Origin of the sequence: Ancrocorticia sp. (assembly GCF_052089425.1) — a bacterium.
Lineage (GTDB): Bacteria > Actinomycetota > Actinomycetes > Actinomycetales > Actinomycetaceae > Ancrocorticia.
The window spans coordinates 19296-37450 of record NZ_JBQCZW010000025.1 but is presented as its reverse complement, the minus strand read 5'-3'; the positions used below and the strand labels follow the sequence as shown (position 1 = coordinate 37450).

At 60.1% G+C, this 18155-nt stretch carries 15 protein-coding genes; 10 read left to right on the top strand and 5 right to left on the bottom strand.

Translation table 11 applies throughout. From position 1 onward, the window contains the following. Positions 1-283 precede the first annotated feature (283 nt). From ACTHV6_RS08795 to ACTHV6_RS08760, 8 genes are all read left to right on the top strand, one after another. Entirely contained in the window at positions 284-1501 is a 1218-nt protein-coding gene (locus ACTHV6_RS08795) for an amidohydrolase (RefSeq protein ID WP_441386984.1), read from the top strand. 21 nt (positions 1502-1522) lie between these two features. Beyond that, complete coding sequence (locus ACTHV6_RS08790) at positions 1523-2941, top strand: DUF3100 domain-containing protein (RefSeq protein WP_441386983.1); 1419 nt, start codon at positions 1523-1525, stop codon at positions 2939-2941. Positions 2942-3200: 259 nt separating this feature from the next. Continuing rightward, positions 3201-4262, top strand: a complete 1062-nt coding sequence (locus tag ACTHV6_RS08785) for a 3-isopropylmalate dehydrogenase (RefSeq protein WP_441386981.1) — start codon at positions 3201-3203, stop codon at positions 4260-4262. A gap of 54 nt (positions 4263-4316) precedes the next feature. Beyond that, entirely contained in the window at positions 4317-5456 is a 1140-nt protein-coding gene (locus ACTHV6_RS08780) for a branched-chain amino acid aminotransferase (RefSeq protein WP_441386980.1), read from the top strand. Positions 5457-5564: 108 nt separating this feature from the next. Continuing rightward, the gene (gene cimA / locus ACTHV6_RS08775; RefSeq protein WP_441386979.1) at positions 5565-7253 is read left to right on the top strand and encodes a citramalate synthase; all 1689 of its coding nucleotides are present in this window, start codon (positions 5565-5567) and stop codon (positions 7251-7253) included. A 71-nt stretch (positions 7254-7324) separates the two neighbouring features. Beyond that, positions 7325-8134, top strand: coding sequence for a lipoate--protein ligase family protein (locus ACTHV6_RS08770; protein WP_441386977.1), 810 nt, complete (start codon positions 7325-7327; stop codon positions 8132-8134). Between the two features lie 68 nt (positions 8135-8202). Further along, positions 8203-9225, top strand: a complete 1023-nt coding sequence (locus tag ACTHV6_RS08765; RefSeq protein WP_441386976.1) for an LLM class flavin-dependent oxidoreductase — start codon at positions 8203-8205, stop codon at positions 9223-9225. 105 nt (positions 9226-9330) lie between these two features. Then, positions 9331-9975 (top strand): DUF5701 family protein, encoded by a 645-nt coding sequence (locus ACTHV6_RS08760; protein WP_441386974.1) that lies wholly within the window; start codon positions 9331-9333, stop codon positions 9973-9975. 351 nt (positions 9976-10326) lie between these two features. On the opposite strand, the gene ACTHV6_RS08755 is transcribed toward ACTHV6_RS08760, so the two are convergent. Further along, the gene (locus tag ACTHV6_RS08755) at positions 10327-11385 is read right to left on the bottom strand and encodes a Fic family protein (RefSeq protein WP_441386972.1); all 1059 of its coding nucleotides are present in this window, start codon (positions 11383-11385) and stop codon (positions 10327-10329) included. A 410-nt stretch (positions 11386-11795) separates the two neighbouring features. Here ACTHV6_RS08755 and ACTHV6_RS08750 point away from each other — a divergent pair, with 410 nt between their 5' ends. Further along, the gene (locus ACTHV6_RS08750) at positions 11796-12041 is read left to right on the top strand and encodes a type II toxin-antitoxin system VapB family antitoxin (RefSeq protein WP_441386970.1); all 246 of its coding nucleotides are present in this window, start codon (positions 11796-11798) and stop codon (positions 12039-12041) included. A 208-nt stretch (positions 12042-12249) separates the two neighbouring features. Then, complete coding sequence (locus tag ACTHV6_RS08745) at positions 12250-12753, top strand: hypothetical protein (RefSeq protein ID WP_441386968.1); 504 nt, start codon at positions 12250-12252, stop codon at positions 12751-12753. A 99-nt stretch (positions 12754-12852) separates the two neighbouring features. Here ACTHV6_RS08745 and ACTHV6_RS08740 read toward each other — a convergent pair whose 3' ends face one another. The 4 genes from ACTHV6_RS08740 to ACTHV6_RS08725 all read right to left on the bottom strand — a co-directional run bounded on the left by ACTHV6_RS08740 (position 12853) and on the right by ACTHV6_RS08725 (position 18119). Continuing rightward, positions 12853-13593: a YggS family pyridoxal phosphate-dependent enzyme gene (locus ACTHV6_RS08740; protein ID WP_441386967.1), complete on the bottom strand. Its 741-nt coding sequence runs from the start codon at positions 13591-13593 to the stop codon at positions 12853-12855. 219 nt (positions 13594-13812) lie between these two features. Beyond that, entirely contained in the window at positions 13813-14637 is an 825-nt protein-coding gene (locus ACTHV6_RS08735; protein ID WP_441386965.1) for a hypothetical protein, read from the bottom strand. Further along, positions 14634-15293 carry a DUF6318 family protein gene (locus tag ACTHV6_RS08730; RefSeq protein WP_441386963.1) on the bottom strand — a complete coding sequence of 220 codons (660 nt, stop codon included), beginning with the start codon at positions 15291-15293 and terminating at the stop codon, positions 14634-14636. Before ACTHV6_RS08730 ends, ACTHV6_RS08735 begins: the two co-directional genes overlap by 4 nt. Positions 15294-15353: 60 nt before the next feature. Next, the gene (locus tag ACTHV6_RS08725; protein WP_441386962.1) at positions 15354-18119 is read right to left on the bottom strand and encodes a DEAD/DEAH box helicase; all 2766 of its coding nucleotides are present in this window, start codon (positions 18117-18119) and stop codon (positions 15354-15356) included. Between the last annotated feature and the right edge of the window lie 36 nt (positions 18120-18155).

Below are 18155 nucleotides of genomic sequence, written 5' to 3'. Positions count from 1 at the left end.
CACCAACGCGCCCCAAGCCCAAAACCCCGACCTACACCCCCAACTATGAAGAGCCGGATAAACGTGGGACCCTCGTCGGGTTTTGCGGCCAGATTTCTCTGTTTTTTCGACGACGGCGAATCCCCACGTACTCACCCGCTCCAGTACGTGAGGCTCCGGCGTCGTCATAAAACGTTCACGTATTGGGACTGAAACATTTAATTAATGAGATCGGGAGTATCTTCACCGCATGGGTGGGCAAACGTCCGCTCTGACGTCGCGAAAATGAAGCGAGGAAAGAACCATGTCTGGGATGAGCGTTGATCAGGCGAAAAACCAGGTGAAGGAAGAAATCCAGAATCGCAAGGATGCGATTTTGGGGCTCAACCATGAGATCCATGCCGATCCGGAGATCTCGTGGGAGGAGCACCGTGCAGTGGAGCGCATTGCCACCTTCCTGCGGGATAACGGATTCGATGTGGCAACGGGAGGGTACGGCTGCGAAACGGCATTCGAAGCCGTGGTGGGCAACGGTGACCTGACGGTGACCCTCTGCTCCGAATACGATGCCCTGCCCGCTATCGGGCACGGCTGCGGGCACAACGTGATTGCCACGGTGGGCGTTGGGGCCGCCATCGCGCTGGCCCCGCTGGCCGATGCCGCTGGCATCACCCTCAAGCTGCTGGGCACCCCGGCTGAAGAACACGGTGGCGGCAAGGTCACCATGCTGCGTGAGGGCGCGTGGGAGGATGCCGATTTCTCCATGATGGTGCACGGGATGACGGGCATCGATACCTCGGCCCACGTCAAGCTGTATACGGCGGTGGACCGCTTCCGCGTCACCTTCCACGGGCAGGGAGCCCACGCCGCGGCAGCCCCGTGGAGCGGCAAGAACGCCCTATCGGCGGCGAGCATCGCCCTGCATGCGATCGCGCTGTTGCGCCAGCACATGGCACCGGACGTCAACATGAACGCCTATATTTCCGAATCCGGCCACGTTACCAACATCATTCCGGAGAAGGCCGTGGTGGAGATGGAGGTGCGCGCCTTGGACATCGATACGTGGCGCGATACCAAGGCCCGCGTTCTCAGGTGCTTCGAGGCCGGAGCGCTGGCCGCCGGCTGCACATGGGAATGGGAATCCACGGAAAACGCATATGCTCCGGTGGATCCGGACGAACAACTGGCCGATCTGTGGGACGCCAACCTCAAGGCACTGGGGCGCGAGATCGCTCCGGGTTCGGGGCTGGGCGGCGGCTCAACGGACATGGGTAACGTGACCCAAGTTCTGCCGGCCATCCATCCGATGATCGCCTTCCTCGGGCAATCCGCGGCGCCACACACCCGCGAGTTCACCTCTGCCGCCATCACCCCGGCGGCGGATCAAGCCACTCTGGACGCCGCCACCGCACTGGCTCAAACGGCTCTGGACGTGGCGCTGACACCCGAGATCCGCAAGCACTATCAGGATCTCAAAGCGGCACGCCAACCTGGCGCGACCACCGTGACCCTTGAGGTCTAGCTTCATAGATTGGAGTTCGCCATGTCTGATACACCGTCTCACACACCGGCTGTCGCAAGCCCTTCGGCCTCCCACACCCCGCTCGGGAATGTGGAGATGACGTTCCGAGACAAGCGGCTGTGGGCGCTTTCGGCCATTCTGCTTGCCCTCGCGAGTGTTGCCACGCTGATTGGCGAGGTGGACATTCCCCTCGGAACCACTGTCACCCTCACGCTGCTTCCCATGATCTGGGCGATCCTCGGCGGTGCCTTCATTTCGGGTAACCCGTGGAAGGCCCTGCCCGTGCCGTGGCAAGAGGCGGCGGGGATCCTCATGAATATGGCCGTGCTGATTCTTGGCGCGCGCCTGTCCTTCAACATTGGTCCGAACATCCCCACGCTGCTGGATGCAGGCCCGGCCCTGCTTCTCCAAGAAGTTGGCCACCTGTTCGGAACGCTCATTCTCGCGCTCCCACTCGCGGTGGCGCTGAAGATGGGGCCGGCAACAATCGGCGCCACGTTCTCTATTGATCGCGAGCCGGCCTTCGCCATGGTCTCTGAGCGTTATGGTTCGAAGAGTCCCCAGTATCAAGGCGTGCTTTCCATGTACGTGTTCGGCACCGTGTTTGGCGCCGTCATCATCTCCCTGGTTGTGTCCATCACGATGGGCTTCGGTTTGCTGGACCCGCTGGCGCTCGCGATGGGTTCAGGCGTGGGTTCCGGTTCCATGATGGCCGCGGCGGCCGCCGTGATTACCAACGGACACCCGGAGATGGCGGATCAAGTTCTGGCCATGGCCGCCACCTCCAACCTCATCACCACCGTGCTGGGGCTGTACGTGGGCATTTGGGTGGCCCTGCCCATGGCCGATTGGCTGTATCGCAAGCTGAGCGGCAACAAGGACTTGGCCCTGACCAAGGAACAGATGGCGAAGAAGGCTGAGCTCACCGATGATCCGGAAGCCGAAGCGAAGGTGGCGCGCCTGCTCACATCGAGCGTCCGCATCCCCACGTGGATCACGGTGACTATCATCTTCGTGGTGGGCGTTCTCGTGTCCCTCGTGGATTACTTCCGCAACAGCGAACCGGGCGCCACGTTCAACTGGGGCGCCACCGCGGCCGGTTGGGCCGTGATGCTGGTGCTGACCATCGGCAGCCAGTGGGTCGCGCACCTGACCAAGGGCAAGATCCCCGGCATCGCCATCGTGATGACCGCCGGGGCCTACTTCTCCTCGGCCTGGTTCCCATGGTCAGAACAACTCCTGACCGCCGTTGATTCCACCAACCTGACCGCGATCATCACCCTGATCCTCGCCATGGCGGGCCTCTCGCTGGGCAAGGATCTGCCGATGCTCAAGACCATCGGCTGGAAGATCATCCCCGTGGGGATCGTGGCCGTTGTGGCTTCCTTCCTCTGCGCTGCCGTGATTGCCGAGTTCGCCCTAGGATTCTGGGCAGTGTAGTTTTTCCGACGACGACGAGAGTGAGTGACTGCCGCGAGGGTTGGCGAATACTGTGAGAGATGCCTACGCAACCCAACATTGACGACTTTCGCTCACTCTCGTGGCATAACCTAACAATCGCGAGATAGGCAATCGCGTTATCGCGCGATTGGACTTGTGCTTCGCCGTCGTCGTCAAAAAACTCAGACCCCCACCAACGGGGCGACCAAAATCTGATACTAGAATCCCACTCCTTAAGACGCGCGCTAGGCTGAATGCCATGACACGCACCATTGATTTAGCAGTGATTCCGGGCGATGGAATTGGACCCGAGGTTGTTGCCGAAGGCCTGAAAGTGCTGGACGCGGTTCTGGATGGGACGGACGTTCAGGTGGCCACAACTCCTTATGATCTGGGTGCGGCGCGGTGGCACCGCACGGGCGAAACTCTCACCGATGAGGATCTGGAATCGATCACGTCCCACGAGGCGATCCTGCTCGGCGCCGTGGGCGATCCGAGCGTTCCCTCCGGTGTGCTGGAGCGCGGCCTGCTGCTGAAGCTGCGCTTCGCGCTGGACCACTATGTGAATCTGCGCCCCAACAAGCATTACCCGGGAGTGCCCACCCCACTTGCCAACCCGGGGGATATCGATTTCCTCGTGGTGCGCGAAGGTACGGAGGGACTGTACTGCGGCAACGGGGGAGTGGTTCGCGAGGGCACGCCCCACGAAATCGCTACTGAGGTGTCCGTCAACACCGCTTATGGCGTGGAACGCGTGGTGCGTTACGCGTTCGAGAAGGCGAATGCTCGCCCGCGCAAGAAGCTCACCTACGTTCACAAGCACAACGTGCTGGTCAACGCGGGGCACCTGTGGCGCCGCACGGTGGAGGCGCTCGCGGCCGAATATCCGGACGTTGCCGTGGATTACCTGCATGTGGATGCCGCCACGATCTTCCTGGTGACTGATCCGGGCCGCTTCGATGTGATGGTTACGGACAATCTGTTTGGCGACATCCTGACCGATGAGGCCGGCGCCATCACCGGCGGCGTGGGGCTCGCAGCCTCCGGGAACATTAACCCGGACGGTGCCTTCCCCTCCATGTTCGAACCGATCCACGGATCGGCGCCGGATATCGCTGGCAAGCAGCTGGCCGATCCTATCGCCACCATCGCCTCCGTGGCGCTGCTGCTGGAGCATCTGGGGCTGGACGAGCAGGCACGGCGAATCGAGGCCGCAATTGACGATGATATGGCGGCGCGTGCCGCTGCCGCTGGGGCCGGGGCACCGCTGGTGCGTTCCACCAGTCAGGTTGGGGACGCCATCGCGGAGAGTCTTAAGTAGGAATAGTTTCAACGAAAGCGCTAGTAAGCTTGAACGTGCGAGAAAGGGACGCTCATGACATATCAACCAACCGCACTCGAGAACGCTGCGGCTGAACCGGTACCCGGAGCCGACGAGCTGGAGGGCGGGTTCGAGCGCCTAGTCCATCCTGCCCCGGCATCAACCGAGGAGCGCGAGGCGAAAATCGCCAAAATGCTGTTCGGCAAGGATTACTCGGATTATCAGGCCCACGCCACATGGACCGTAGATGAGGGCTGGCATCACAAGGTGATCGAGCCCTATGGCTCCTTCCCGATGGACCCCGCCTCCGCGGTGTTGCACTACGGGCAGGAAATCTTCGAGGGGCTCAAGGCCTACCGCCACGAGGACGGCTCCATCTGGACGTTCCGCCCCACCTACAACGCCGCGCGCCTGAACCATTCGGGCCGCCGGCTCGCAATTCCGGATCTGAGCCACGAGGATTTCATGGCGTCCATCGTGGGATTGGTGCGCGCTGATAGCGAGTGGGTTCCAGACGTGGCGGGATCCTCCTTCTACCTGCGGCCCTTCACGTTCGCCTCTGAGCCGTTCCTTGGCGTGCGTGCCGCTCATCGCTACGAATACATGGTGATCGGCTCGCCTTCCGGCCCCTACTTTGAGCATGGGTTCCAGCCCATCAACGTGTGGGTTGAGCCCACCTACCACCGGGCGGGTCCCGGCGGTATGGGTGATGCGAAGACGGGCGGCAACTACGCTTCCTCGCTCCTGCCCAAGGTCAAGGCCCACGAAGAGGGCTACGATGAGGTGCTGTTCCTCGACGCCGCAACGGATACCAATCTGGACGAGCTGGGTGGCATGAACGTGTTCGTGGTGATGGCCGACGGCACGCTGAAAACCCCGAAGCTTACCGGCAACATTCTGCCGGGATGCACGCGTTCCTCGATCTTGCAACTGCTGCGCTCGCAGGGAAAGACGGTTTCTGAGGAGACGATTCCCCTCCAGTGGCTGCTGGACGGCATCAAGTCCGGGGACGTCGCGGAGATGTTTGCGTGCGGGACGGCCGCCGTGGTGACCTCGATCGGGTCCTTGACTGGCGCGGGCTTCCGCGTGGAGATCCCCGGGAGCGACGTGACGAAGGCTCTGTACGATCACCTGACCGCCATTCAGCTGGGTCAGCTTCCCGATACCTTCGATTGGTTGTACCGGTTGGCCTAGATGAGCTCTCCAGTCACCGGCCACATCGCCCCAAAACCACCCCGCATCGTGTAGGTTGTGCGGAGTATCAGCAAGACGCGGCCGCGCCGCCGCAAATCGGAGAAGTCAATGAAGATCGATGTATATGACGTGACCCTGCGCGACGGGGCCCAGCAGGAAGGCATCAACCTTTCGGTTGCGGACAAGTTTGCGCTGATGCCGCTCATCGAATCGATCGGCGCTGACTACATCGAGGGCGGGTGGCCCGGCGCGATTCCGCGGGACACAGAGTTCTTCGGGCAGGCCGGGAGTGCGCCGCTGGAGCGGGCAACGCTGGCGGCCTTCGGAGCAACGCGCAAGGCCGGAGTGAAAGCCGCGGACGATGGGCAGATTCAGGGGTTGCTTGATTCTGGGGCGCCCGTGCTCACTCTGGTGGCCAAGTCCGATATCCGCCACGTAGAACAGGCGTTGCGCACAACCGGCGAGGAAAACCTCGCTATGGTGCGCGATTCCGTGGAATACCTGCGTAGTCAGGGCCGCGAAGTTATGGTGGACGTGGAGCACTTTTTCGACGGCTTCCGCTTCGATCCGGACTACACCAGCTCCGTTGTGGCCGAGTGCTTTTCCGCCGGGGCCACGTGCGTGATCCTGTGCGATACGAATGGGGGATCGCTTCCCTCCGACGTCACGCGCGTGGTCACCGAGTTGCAGGAACGCTTGGTGCGCGCGGGTTTCGAGGGCGCGAAGTTGGGGATTCATGCGCACGACGACGGCGGATGCGCCGTTGCCAACTCCATCGCCGCTATTGAGGCCGGGTGCCGCCAAGTCCAAGGCACCATTAATGGATACGGCGAGCGCACAGGGAACGCGAACCTGCTGACAATTCTGGCGAATTTGGCGCTCAAGACGGAGTACGAGACAGTGAGCGCCGAGCAGCTGGCGCGGCTGTCCTCCGTGTCCCATGCGGCTTCCGAGATCACCAATATCTCTCCCTATGCACGCCAGCCGTATGTGGGCGTTTCCGCGTTTGCACACAAGGCTGGGCTGCATGCCTCCGCCATTCGCGTGAACCCGGATCTGTATCAGCACATCGATCCGTTGGCAGTAGGCAACGATATGCGGATGCTGGTATCCGATATGGCCGGGCGTGCGTCCATCGAACTGAAGACGCGTGAGTTCGGGATCGATCTGTCCGATAACCCAGAGGCGCTGGGCGAGATCACGGGCCGGGTCAAGGCCGCCGAGGCCGCCGGTTACACGTACGATGCCGCGGATGCCTCCTTCGAATTGATCGTGCGCGATGTCATGGGGGACCGCAAGCAATACTTCATCATCGAGGCGTGGCGGGCGAACATCTCGACAGTTAACGGTGATGGACATTCCGGGAGCGCTAGTTCTGCGGATAGTTCTGGTGAGACCGAATCCGGCTTCGATGGCCTGCACAGCGGCTCCACCTTCTCTGAGGCGACCGTCAAGATCTACGCAGGCGGGCGCCGCTACATGCGCGTGGGCGAGGGTGTTGGTCCCGTTGACGCTCTGGATCAGGCGTTGCGCACCGCTCTCAACAACGTGTACAGCGAGCTCGCAGGCATCGAGCTGATCGATTTCAAGGTCCGAATCCTTGACACGCATCGGGGCACCGAAGCCACCACCCGGGTCATGATCGAACTGTCGGACGGGCAGTACGTCTGGCGCACGGTGGGTGTGGGTGACGATGTTATCGAGGCTTCTTGGGAAGCCCTGACCGAAGGATACGAGTACGGCCTCATGCGCGCAGGCGTCACCCCGTGGATCGGTGGAGACCGGCCCGAGGGCTAGCGGTTCGAGAACTGGCGCGGCCCTGTGCATAACCCCCGGGCGTTTCGCCCCGGCGTGGAAGAATGGGGTGCGTGAACTACGCAGCCACATTGCCGGAGCGGTTTGACCTCCTGACGTCCAAGCCGCTCTCCGTTGCCTTCAATTTGGGCCTAGATCACGGCGTTGCTGCCTCGGTTGCGGGCGGGCAGCGCCCAGCCGCTGTGAGGATCTGGAACTGGGCGGAAACGTGCGCGGTGATTGGTAGCTCGCAATCGCTATCGAATGAGATCGATCTGGAGGCCGCCAGTAACAGAGGCGTGCGGGTTCTGCGGCGAAGCTCCGGCGGTGGCACCATGTTTATGGATCCGCAGAATGCCATTACCTATTCGGTTATTCTGCCAACGCAGGCGCTTGCTGGACTCAGCCTGCGCGATTCCTATGCGCTGTGCGATTCGTGGGTGCTGAAAGCATTACAAGGGCTCGGTGTGCCAGCGTTCTACCGGCCGATCAACGATATTGCGACGGACGATGGGAAAATTGGCGGAGCGGCCCAACGCAGGATGGCCAGCGGCGTCACGATCCACCACGCCACGATGTCCTGGGACATCAATGGGAAAGACCTTTTGGCTGTCACGCGGCTGTTTCGCGAGGATCTTCGTACCCGCGGAACGAAGAGCGCTCAGAAGAAGGTCGTGGGAATCAGCCAGTATTGCGACGCATCGCGCGGGGACGTTATCGAGGCGATGGTGCGCTCGCTTGAGGGTGGCGCGCAGGCAAGTGACACAGAGGCGGCTTGCCGGCGCATTCGTCGCGGCACGTACCGCCCAGACGAACTGGCCGAGGCCAAGAGGATGGCGAGCTCCAAGTTCGCGGCGCGTGCTTGGTTGCATCGCATTGACTAGCGCATGTGGCAAATGGAATCATTCGCGAATACAGGAATATAGCTCAGGCGAGGATGGTTGAATGTTGTATGACTAAGAAGATAGGTTTTCTGTCGTTTGGGCATTGGGTGGACCATCCGTCGTCGTCGGTAAAAAGTGCCTCCGATACGTTGCTGCAGAGTATCGAACTCGCTCAGGCTGCCGAAGGCGTGGGTGCGGACGGAGCCTATTTCCGTGTGCACCACTACGCGCGTCAACTCGGATCGCCGTTCCCGCTGCTGGCCGCGGTAGGCGCGAAAACGTCCACGATCGAAATTGGTACTGGCGTGATCGATATGCGCTACTCCAATCCGCTGGCTTTCGCCGAGGATGCCGGGGCGGCGGATCTCATCTCTGGCGGCCGGCTGCAGTTGGGGGTGTCCCGCGGGTCACCGGAGCAGGTGATCGACGGCTGGCGGCACTTCGGCTTTGAGCCGCGCGCGGGCGAAAGCGATGCCGACATGGCGCGACGGCAAACTCTGGAGGCCCTTGTTGCCATGGACGGAAATCGTTTCGCCGAGCCAAACCCTAATCCGATGTTCCCGAATCCTCCGGGACTGCTCGCGGTCCAGCCACAATCGGCGGGGCTGCGTCAGCGCATCTGGTGGGGTGCGGGGTCAAACGCGACGGCGCGGTGGGCAGCCAAGAACGGCATGAACCTCATGTCCTCCACGCTCAAGGATGACGAATCTGGCGAGCCGTTGCACATCCAGCAGCGCAAGCAGATCGAGGAATTCCGCGGCGAATGGGCCAAGCATAATCACGGGTTTGAACCGCGCGTGTCCGTTTCGCGATCCATCTTCGCGATCACGAACGATCTGGATAGGCAGCTATTCCTCGGGTCCGGTGAGCGCAACGATTACACCGGGTACATTGATGAGACTCGTTCGGTTTTCGGGCGCACCTACGCCGATGAGCCCGATGCCCTGATCGAGCAGCTGAGCGGGGACGAAGCGATTCAGGCCGCCGACACGTTGCTATTGACCGTGCCAAGCCAGCTAGGCGTGGAGTATAACGCCCACGTGATCGAATCGATTGTGAAGGATGTGGCGCCGGGCTTGGGTTGGCGGTGATTTGTCCGGGCGATCTCCGATGCGGAAAGTGTGGCTTGACGGTGGAATAGATGCGTTTAGACGGGCGTTAGCGCTGCGCAATGATTAACTCGTACGGAGGTACAAATGCGCGTTGTTAAGTCAGTAGAGCAGCAGATCACACGGTTGGAGCAGCGTGGAGTGTTGGAGCGGGCTCAGGGAGATTCGCGCGTTGTACGTGAGGCGGCTAATCGACTGACCGAAAGTAGTGGGTCAGGCGACGGTGCCTTGGTGGGATTACATCCGGGTTGGTTCCTATCATCGGACCTTGCGCCGCTCATGGTGCGCGCCGGTAAGGCGGGTTTCATCGTCGAGGACATGATTGATGTTGATGAATTTGTCCCAGTGGAAATCGACTTGCCGGATACGCCGCTGTATCTAGTTCATGACGTTCAGCGGGGAGATGAGTATCAGAACGAATCACCCGAAGAAGTGCAGATTCAGTTGACGGCTGCGCGGCGGCGCCCGCTCACATTGCAGGAGGGGCTGAGCTGGGCCATTTCTCATCCCGAGATCGTTGAGGCAAACAACTGCTTCATGACTATCGGCTCTCGCAAGGCCAAGCGGAAGAATCTTGCGGGCGAAGCAACGTATGACGCCCGTACACCAGCGATTTGGAACGCTTCGGGTACGGGGCGTGACGGGAAGGAGCGCAAGGGCGCTCCGAAGCTGGGGTGGTGCTGGTGGCGCAATCGGCACACGTGGCTAGGAATCGCGTCCGCTGCGGTTTGATGGCGCCGCGGGTTCGCAATGTTCGTTGTGGGGGATAATCTCTGTAAGGGTGCTGCACTCAACGCGATTCAGGTTGCCGAGCTGGTGATTCAGGAGCTGGAAAGCTGATGGTTTAGCTGTATTCGCTGATTTGGCCCCTTAATGGGGCTGTATTAGTAGCCTCTTGTTGGGTGATTCGCTGGGTTGACCCCTTAATGCGCTTCATGACATGTTGCAACATGTCATGAAGCGCATTAACTTGTCTACTGCCGAAATGGGAGGCCGGGGATCCCGAAAAAGGGGCTGGGGAGGCTGACTCGGAGTATTGAGCCGTGTTGTTGGTCTATCGCATGAATACTGGCGGAGGGAGCTTCAAAGCTCCGGTAGCTCGCGTCTTCCGGACCTTTCAGCAAAGGTGTCGATCGCGTTGAGGACCTCTTCGCTACGCCAGAATGGTCCCATTCGATGCTCGTGCTTAGATTGAAGGATCCCGGCATCGGTGAGCGTGCGAAGCGGGGCATAGACGTTCGATTGTGCGACGCCCAAGCGTTCGGCAGCCATTCGTGAATTGAGGATCGGCGTTTGAGTTAACACGTCAAGAAGCTTCCACGCGTTTGAGTCACGCCTCGCGTGGAGTCTTTCTTCCCAAGACACTCTGATCTGATCGATATCGTGAAGCAACAGCCTAGAGTTGTGAACAGCGCGGAGCGCTGCTGTGGAGAATGCTTCGACGATAGGTGATACCTCGCCTGCGCGGTATGCGGTTAGTGCTTGGTGGTAGCCATTCACATCCGCTAATAGGCCCGCTGATACAGGTACGGCTACGTTACGAAGAATGCCGCGATGGCGAAGCATTGACGATACGAGGGCTCGCCCTGTTCGTCCGTTTCCATCGGTGAACGGGTGGATAGTCTCGAACTGGGCGTGGGTGACAGCGACTGAGATCAAAGCAGAAACATCTAAGCGGTTGGCGAATACCACGAGGTCATCGATGAGCTGGGGAATCCGCTCGTATTTGGGCGCAACGTACTCGGCGTGGATCGGAGAAGTACCGGAAGTTCCAATCCACACGGGTTCGGTTCTGAACGCACCCGGGGTGTGCTGTGGTTGGTTTGCCATGAGCACCTCATGCATGGCAAGAATTGAATGAGTAGAGATACTTTCAGCAAGGGAAAGAGCCGCTGACATCGCCTGAGTATTGGAAGCAATCATTTTGGCGTTTTCGCCAGTCTTAATCCCAACATCCGCACTGAAGATGGAGCGAGCGGAAGCAGTGAGGTTTTCGATCTGAGAGGATGCTGCTGCCTCAGATCTAAGGAGAACCGGGGCGAAATGGGACATCCGTGTGCCTTGCTCGGCATCGAAAGCGGTGAGCTCGCGGGAGGCGTGTTCAGCCAATCCGATCACCTCTGGCGAAGTGCCCGGACTCAAATCCGCGATTGTTGCAGGAACCGCTGAGCGATATTCTGCGTTGTTTGGTTGCCGAGTAGTCCGGCTACCCCATATTGAGTCTGAGGTCCACGTATTAGTCTCCCACTCGACTGCTGGCCAAAGCCCGACTGCCGTAGGTTTATCGTCCATTTTTATAGAATAGGGCATTAGCTCATAATATTGGAAGTAATTTTTATGGGATAAGGTCTTAGCTCATAATATTTGCTAGCCAGATTATGGCCTAGGAAGTCCGTGGCGGGTTTTGAGCACATGGAGATCATGCGGTGCGGGGGAGGCGAGTGCGCTGGGGGTGATTTACGCGTGTGGGTAGGTGCGGTCTACTCTCCACCATCGATCATGTGGGAGATGGGAGGTAGGATCGTGCACAAATTAACCGAAAGGTGTCAGCCATGAATCTGAGCATTAGAAGCGCGCATGTGCAGGCGTTGGTAAGCGAAGCCGCTCGCCGGACTGGTCAAACGCAAACTAAAATAATTGAACGTGCCCTTGAACAATATCTTCGTTCTTTGGGCGACCCCACCACGCAACAGCAACGGGTAGACGAGTTGATCAGCGAGATGTCTGAGCGAATTTCTAACACCGGTGGCCCTCTGAACACGGAAACGATATACGACGGGGCGGGGCTTCCCGCATGATTATTGGCTGAGACTAGTCCCAACTGAACTACGGGGGAGTGTTCTCCTATGCTTTGGTCCCGGTCAGCAACGAGCCGTTACTCGTCGAAGGAGATGACTTCTCGGAAACCGATATTCGCCCGGCGAGCTAACGATGAATGCGGGATGAGGTTGAATACCGGATCAAAATGAGTGTTGATATTAGGCGCTAGCAGCGAGGGACACTGACATGGCTAAGAACAATAAGAGGGTTGCGAATCGGCCACGCGTTCATCTTTGGGTTGCCGTTGTCCTCTTGTTCTGCCTGCCACCCGTAATTTTCGTGGTGCTCCTGACTTTGCGCTTGACCGGGGTTATCCATCCAACTCCAGGGAACATACTGCCAGTTCTGTTTTTCGCAGGGTATTCGATTATCGAGATCGGATTTCTGCCCGGCGTGATAGCCACAATTCGAAAGCGTGAAACATCGCGGCCCGAACAGTCGTTGAGGATGTGGTTGTTGCTAGTGGCAGGACTTCTGGTGTGGAGTTCCATGCCAGTTGCCTTGCTTTTAGATGGTCAAGGATTTCTTGAGCTCTTCCGTGAGCCGCTGACCACCCGAGCTAGGGAATACCGCTTTTCGCCATTCTGGCTGGCCTTCATTACATGGTCACTCACTACCGCCGGCATATATGGTCTAGGACGGCATCTAAAGAAGTGCCGGCAGGAATCCCGCCAAGAAATTGACGATTAAGCGGTGTATATCTACACAGACAAACTCGTGGCTACCTTAGCTAGTGCGCTGAGATTCAATGGTTTTGCTACCTGTGGTGGTGTGCAGCGCTGAGTCTGGTCAGATCTGGCGGGGGCCGAATACGGCTGTGCCCACACGAATGATGGTTGAGCCTTCGGCTATGGCGATCTCCATATCGTGCGTCATTCCCATGGAGAGCTCGGTAGCGCTCGCAATACCGGCTTCCCGAATCTCATCGCGAAGCTCGCGGACAATCTCAAATGAACGAGCGATGGCCGAGGTTTCGCTGGTATGTGCGCCGATTGTCATAAGGCCGGTGAGACGCAGGTTTTCGAGTCCTTGAATCTTGCCAGCAAAGTCCAGCACGGATTCGGGCGAGCGGCCATATTGGCTCTCGGCACCCGAAGAGTTGACCTGAATCATGACATCGAATGGGCCGTCCGCTTGGCCACTCGCAACACGTTCGCCCTGAAGGCGGTCAAGGCGACGGGCCAGCTTGGATGAATCCACGGTTTCAATGCACTGCGCATAGGCAAGCGCCCTGCCAGCCTTGTTCTTCTGAACATGGCCGATCACGTGTGTGCGGTGCGCGGGTGCGCCGGAAGCGGCCAGAGATTGCTCGGCCTCTTCTAGCTGCTGAATAATGTTATGCCCGAGGAGCGTGCTGCCAGCGTTCAATGCGGCGAGGATACGTTCAGGAGCCTGATACTTCGCAGCTAGCTCGATGGACACGTCTTGTGGGTTTCTACCCGCGTTGCTGACGGCCTCTGAAACCGTATCTTGAAGATGCGCGTAGCGCCCGGAAATTTCCTCAAGCGACGGCACACTCTCCAGATTCACGATTCACTCCTCGACAACGGGACTAAGACCGCCAGTGATTCTACCGTCACTACAGGTCAAGAGGAGAGCGTGACCGTGTCACGATGCGCACGTTCGTAATGCGCACGTTTGTAGGGAAAGGAGGGTCGCCCGGACGGAGGACGGGGAGTCACGGCCAAACAATGCGCGGGGTCGTTTGGTGATGAAAAGTCTTATGAGATGAGATGAGAAGCGGTGAATCTATTTGGTGAGGACTGCCTCTGCCTCGCGGACCTCGAAGGAATCCGACTGCGTGGTGGATGTGGCCGTCCCATCGACTGGGTAGCTGGTGCCGCCCACTGTGAATGAGGCCGTCCACGTGACCGTGAGGTTAATGCTGATCTGTGAGGCCCCAGCGAGGTAGGTATGCGTGACCTTGCCATCTGGCCACGGACCGCCCGGATCAGTGGAGGTGAAGGTGGCTGAGCCGTCACCCGGATCCCACAGGTAGCTTTCGGGAGTCAGATGTACAGTGACGGTTTGGTCCAGAATCGTCAGAGTTTCCGTGTACGCGACGGCATCCGTTTCAAAGTAGACCGGCTTGTTGATGTATACCCAGCCACGGTTGGGGCTGACGGTGATTGATCCCTCGTTGGCAACAATTGTCTGTATATCCGAGGCAGTGATCAGCGAGGCCGGTTCGATCGCTGGCAAAGGGTTACCAGCCGACGCCGGCGCAGATGCCGGGCTGGCAGCGTTACCAAAGTTTAGGATATCGCGGAGCCTCAGGGCCTGAGCGCAGCTAATCTGAGCCGCAGTACTCTCGTAATCGCATACCGGACCGGCAGGTTGGATAACTCCGCCAGAGTTGGCTGGGCCGGCTGGCTGCTCGTAGCGAGGTTGTGGGTTGCTTGCCGGTGCCCCGGGTGAGGCTGGGGCTTGCCATGTTCCCTCGACGGAGATGATATTGCCGGTGCCATTGCCATCCCAGGTTCTATCGTCGTAAGACGCAGATTGCGCGACAGGGCTGACCAGAACTCCAGATAGGCCGATAGCAATTAGCAATGTGAGCTTTGGTGAGATCATGGCTTCTCACCCGGGATCTCGGTGTCAGATGGGAAATCCTGTGCTTCTTCGACAGTCCATTCGTTGGACGAGTTATGAGTGACAACAACAACCATCACAAGTGCTTCTTCGGGACCCTGCTGAAGACCATCTTCTTCGTCGAAGTAATCAAAAGTCCCTTTGTGGGTACGCATATTCACCTGATATTGATTAGCTTCTTGAGTTGGCTTTGCGTGGGCAAAACTGATGTCCAGATCGGGGACAGTTGCCCATGTTTCACCTTTCCCCTCTCCGTAGAGGTTGTCCATAGACTCCAGATAGCTTCCGCAAAACTCACAGTCGGGCCCGGACATCGCCTCAAGCTGGGCTGTGTCGCCGGTGGCGGCGGCATAGGTTGTCATCCGCAGGAAGTATTCGGCGGCGGCGATGGCGCCCTCTTCGTCGGCATTCGCCATGGCCGCAGGCTTTTCGGGTGGCTCGATGCCGGTGGGCTTCGTGGGCGCGGGCGAAGTTGAGGGCGCCGCCGCACCCGTCGTGGCTCCACCCGTTGGATCAGCCTCGCCCGTATCGCCGGAGCAACCCGCCACGCCCAGCACGGCCAGCGCGATCACGGCCGCGATGAAGCGCAGCGGTGCCATGTGTAGTCCCTGCCCACCATTGGGCTTCCTGAGTCCCATGCATTGGAAGGTAACACGGCTAGCCCGCCGCCGCAGCCGGTTCCCACAACCTGTGGATAACTACCGCTCGCCCACGCTCACCACTGACAGCGCGAGCGCATCCGCGGCGTCCGATGCATCGAGATCCACGATGGCGGAAAAGCCCCAGGAGCGGGTGGAATCGTCGTCGTCGAAAATCTGACGAACCAACCAGAGCCTCCCGGCCTCATGCCCACCCACGAACCGTTCGGCAACCGGCCCGGGAATGCCCGCGAGCTGCAAATCTCCGGAATCCGGGCGCTCGTTCATCTCGAAGAAATCGGCGCCGCGCGCGGCCTGCCCAATCCCGATGGACTCGAACTGGTCGAAATATGGATCGGTGGCGTCCGCCCACGCATCGCCGTCCCACACGGGGCCACCATCCCACGGCGCCGCCCCGGCCAGATCGTCGAGCAGATCGTAATCCTCGCGCTCGATGGCCTCCACGCGGCGGAACATCGCGTTGCGCACGGCGGTGCGTAGGGCGTGACGGTTTCGCGTAAACGCCACGTGCCCGCTGGCGTCCGCGCCGAAGGCCAGTTCGGCCTCGCCGCCCTCGGGATCGCCCCCTAGACTCGCGGCCTCTTCTGGGGTGACGGTGCCGTCGCGCAGCGCCTCCCATTCGTCCAGAAGCGAGGAATCGACGGAGCGCACGAGCGCGCCCAGCCACTCGGTGATCTGATCCAGTTCCTCGTTGCGAAACTCGAGCGGCACCATTTGGCGCAGCGCCTTGTACGTATCGGTGAGGTAGCGCAGCACGATGCCCTCGGAGCGCGCCAGATCGTAGCGCGAAATCAGCTCGGAAAACGTGAGCGCGTTCTCCACCATCTCGCGCACCACGGATTTCGGCGAAAGCTCGTACTCATCAACCCACGGGTTGGTTTGCCGGTACGTGTCCAGCGCGGCGCCCAGCTCCTCGGCCAGCGGCTGAGGCCACGTGATCTCGTCCGTCTCCGCCATCCGCTGCTCGTAGCTCATCCCGGCGGCCTTCATCCGCCCGATCGCCTCGCCTCGCGCGTGGCGTTGCTGCGCATACAGGAGCGGGCGCGGATCTTCCTGAACTGCCTCCACCACGCTCACCACGTCGAGGGCATAATCCACCGAATCTGCGTCCAACAGCTCCAGCGCAGCCAGCGCGAACGGGGAAAGCGGGGAGTTGAGCGCGAAATCATCGGGAACTTCGTGGGCGAACTCCACGGCCGATTCGCCGGGATGGTCCGCTTGCCACTCCAGATCGTGGTGCACCAGCACTCCGGCACGGTGGAGGGATGAGTAGATTTCGAGGGCACGGCGGATGAGGGGATTTGACGACGACGGCGGCTCATGATTGTCAGTCAACAACTTGACGGCTGCGGCAACGGCATCCCCCGGGCGCTGCAGAATATTGAGAATCAACGCGTGGTTCACATGCATGTTGGATGTGAGGGTCTCGGGTGTGGCGTTGATGAGGTAGTTGAAGGTCTTCTCGGACCACAGCACCACGCCCTCCGGTGGCTTCTTGCGCTGGACGCGCTTGAGCTTCTTGGGATCGTCGCCCGCTTTGGCAATGAGGCGGGCGTTCTCGATCTCGTATTCGGGAGCCTGGACGATCACGTCTCCCGTGGTGTCGAAACCGGCGCGACCGGCGCGCCCCGAGATCTGGTGGAACTCGCGGGCGCTGAGGTGGCGGGACTTGGTGCCGTCGTACTTAGAGAGCGATGTGAGAAGGACGGTGCGGATCGGGACGTTGATTCCAACGCCCAATGTGTCCGTCCCGCAGATCACCTGAAGGTGGCCGCCCTGCGTCAGGCGCTCGACGAGGCGGCGGTAACGGGGCAGGAGGCCCGCGTGATGCACGCCGATTCCTGCGCGCAGCAACTTGGAGAGAATCTTTCCGAATCCCGGGCCGAACTTGAAGGTGCCGATGGCGGCGGCGATGGCGGCCTTTTGTTCCTTGGTGGTTAGCGCGATCGGCTGGAGCGCCTGAGCCTGAGTGACGGCTTCGCGCTGGGAGAAGTGAACGATGTACACAGGGGAGCGGTGTGTGGAGGTGAGCTCCTTGACCAACTCCGGAAGTGGCGTGGTGGAGTAGGCAAAGTTCAAGGGGACGGGGCGTTCGGCGTTGGTGACGAGGCAGACGGAGCGGCCAGTGCGGCGCTCTAGGTCCTTTTCGAGGAACGTGGTATCGCCAAGGGTTGCCGATAGGAGTACCTGCTGGGTGGAGGTCAGCTCCAAGAGCGGGACCTGCCACGCCCAGCCGCGCTGAGGATCGCTATAGAAGTGGAACTCGTCCTGAATGAGCACGCCGATTTGGCCCGCATCGCCCTCGCGCAGGGAAATGTTCGCCACGATCTCCGCTGTAGCGCAGATGATGGGAGCTCCACCGTTGATCGAAGAATCGCCCGTAATCATCCCAACATTCTCCGCGCCGAACACCGCGATCAGTTCAAAGAACTTTTCGGAGACCAGCGCTTTGAGCGGGGCGGTGTAATAGGCCGTCTTGCCCTGAGCGAGACCTGCAAAGATGGCGGCAAGCGCCACCATTGATTTGCCCGATCCCGTTGGTGTGGAAACGATCAGGTGATCGCCCTCCAGCGCCCCGAGTAGTGCCTCTTCCTGATGGGGGTAGAGGGGACGGTTCGTCGATTCGGCCCATGCCACGAACTCCTCATACACCGCGTCCTCCGGCGGGGTGTAGCCGTAGGCATCCTCGATACGGTCCAGCGCTAGGTTGAGCGGGGGCTTGGGGAGGACACGCTGGGGTCGCGCGGGATGTTGCTCGGGCTGCTGGGGCTGCTGGGCTGGTTGCGAGGTATCGGTGGCGGGCATTCTTCTAGGGTGCCACATTTAGCTGATTGGTGCCGT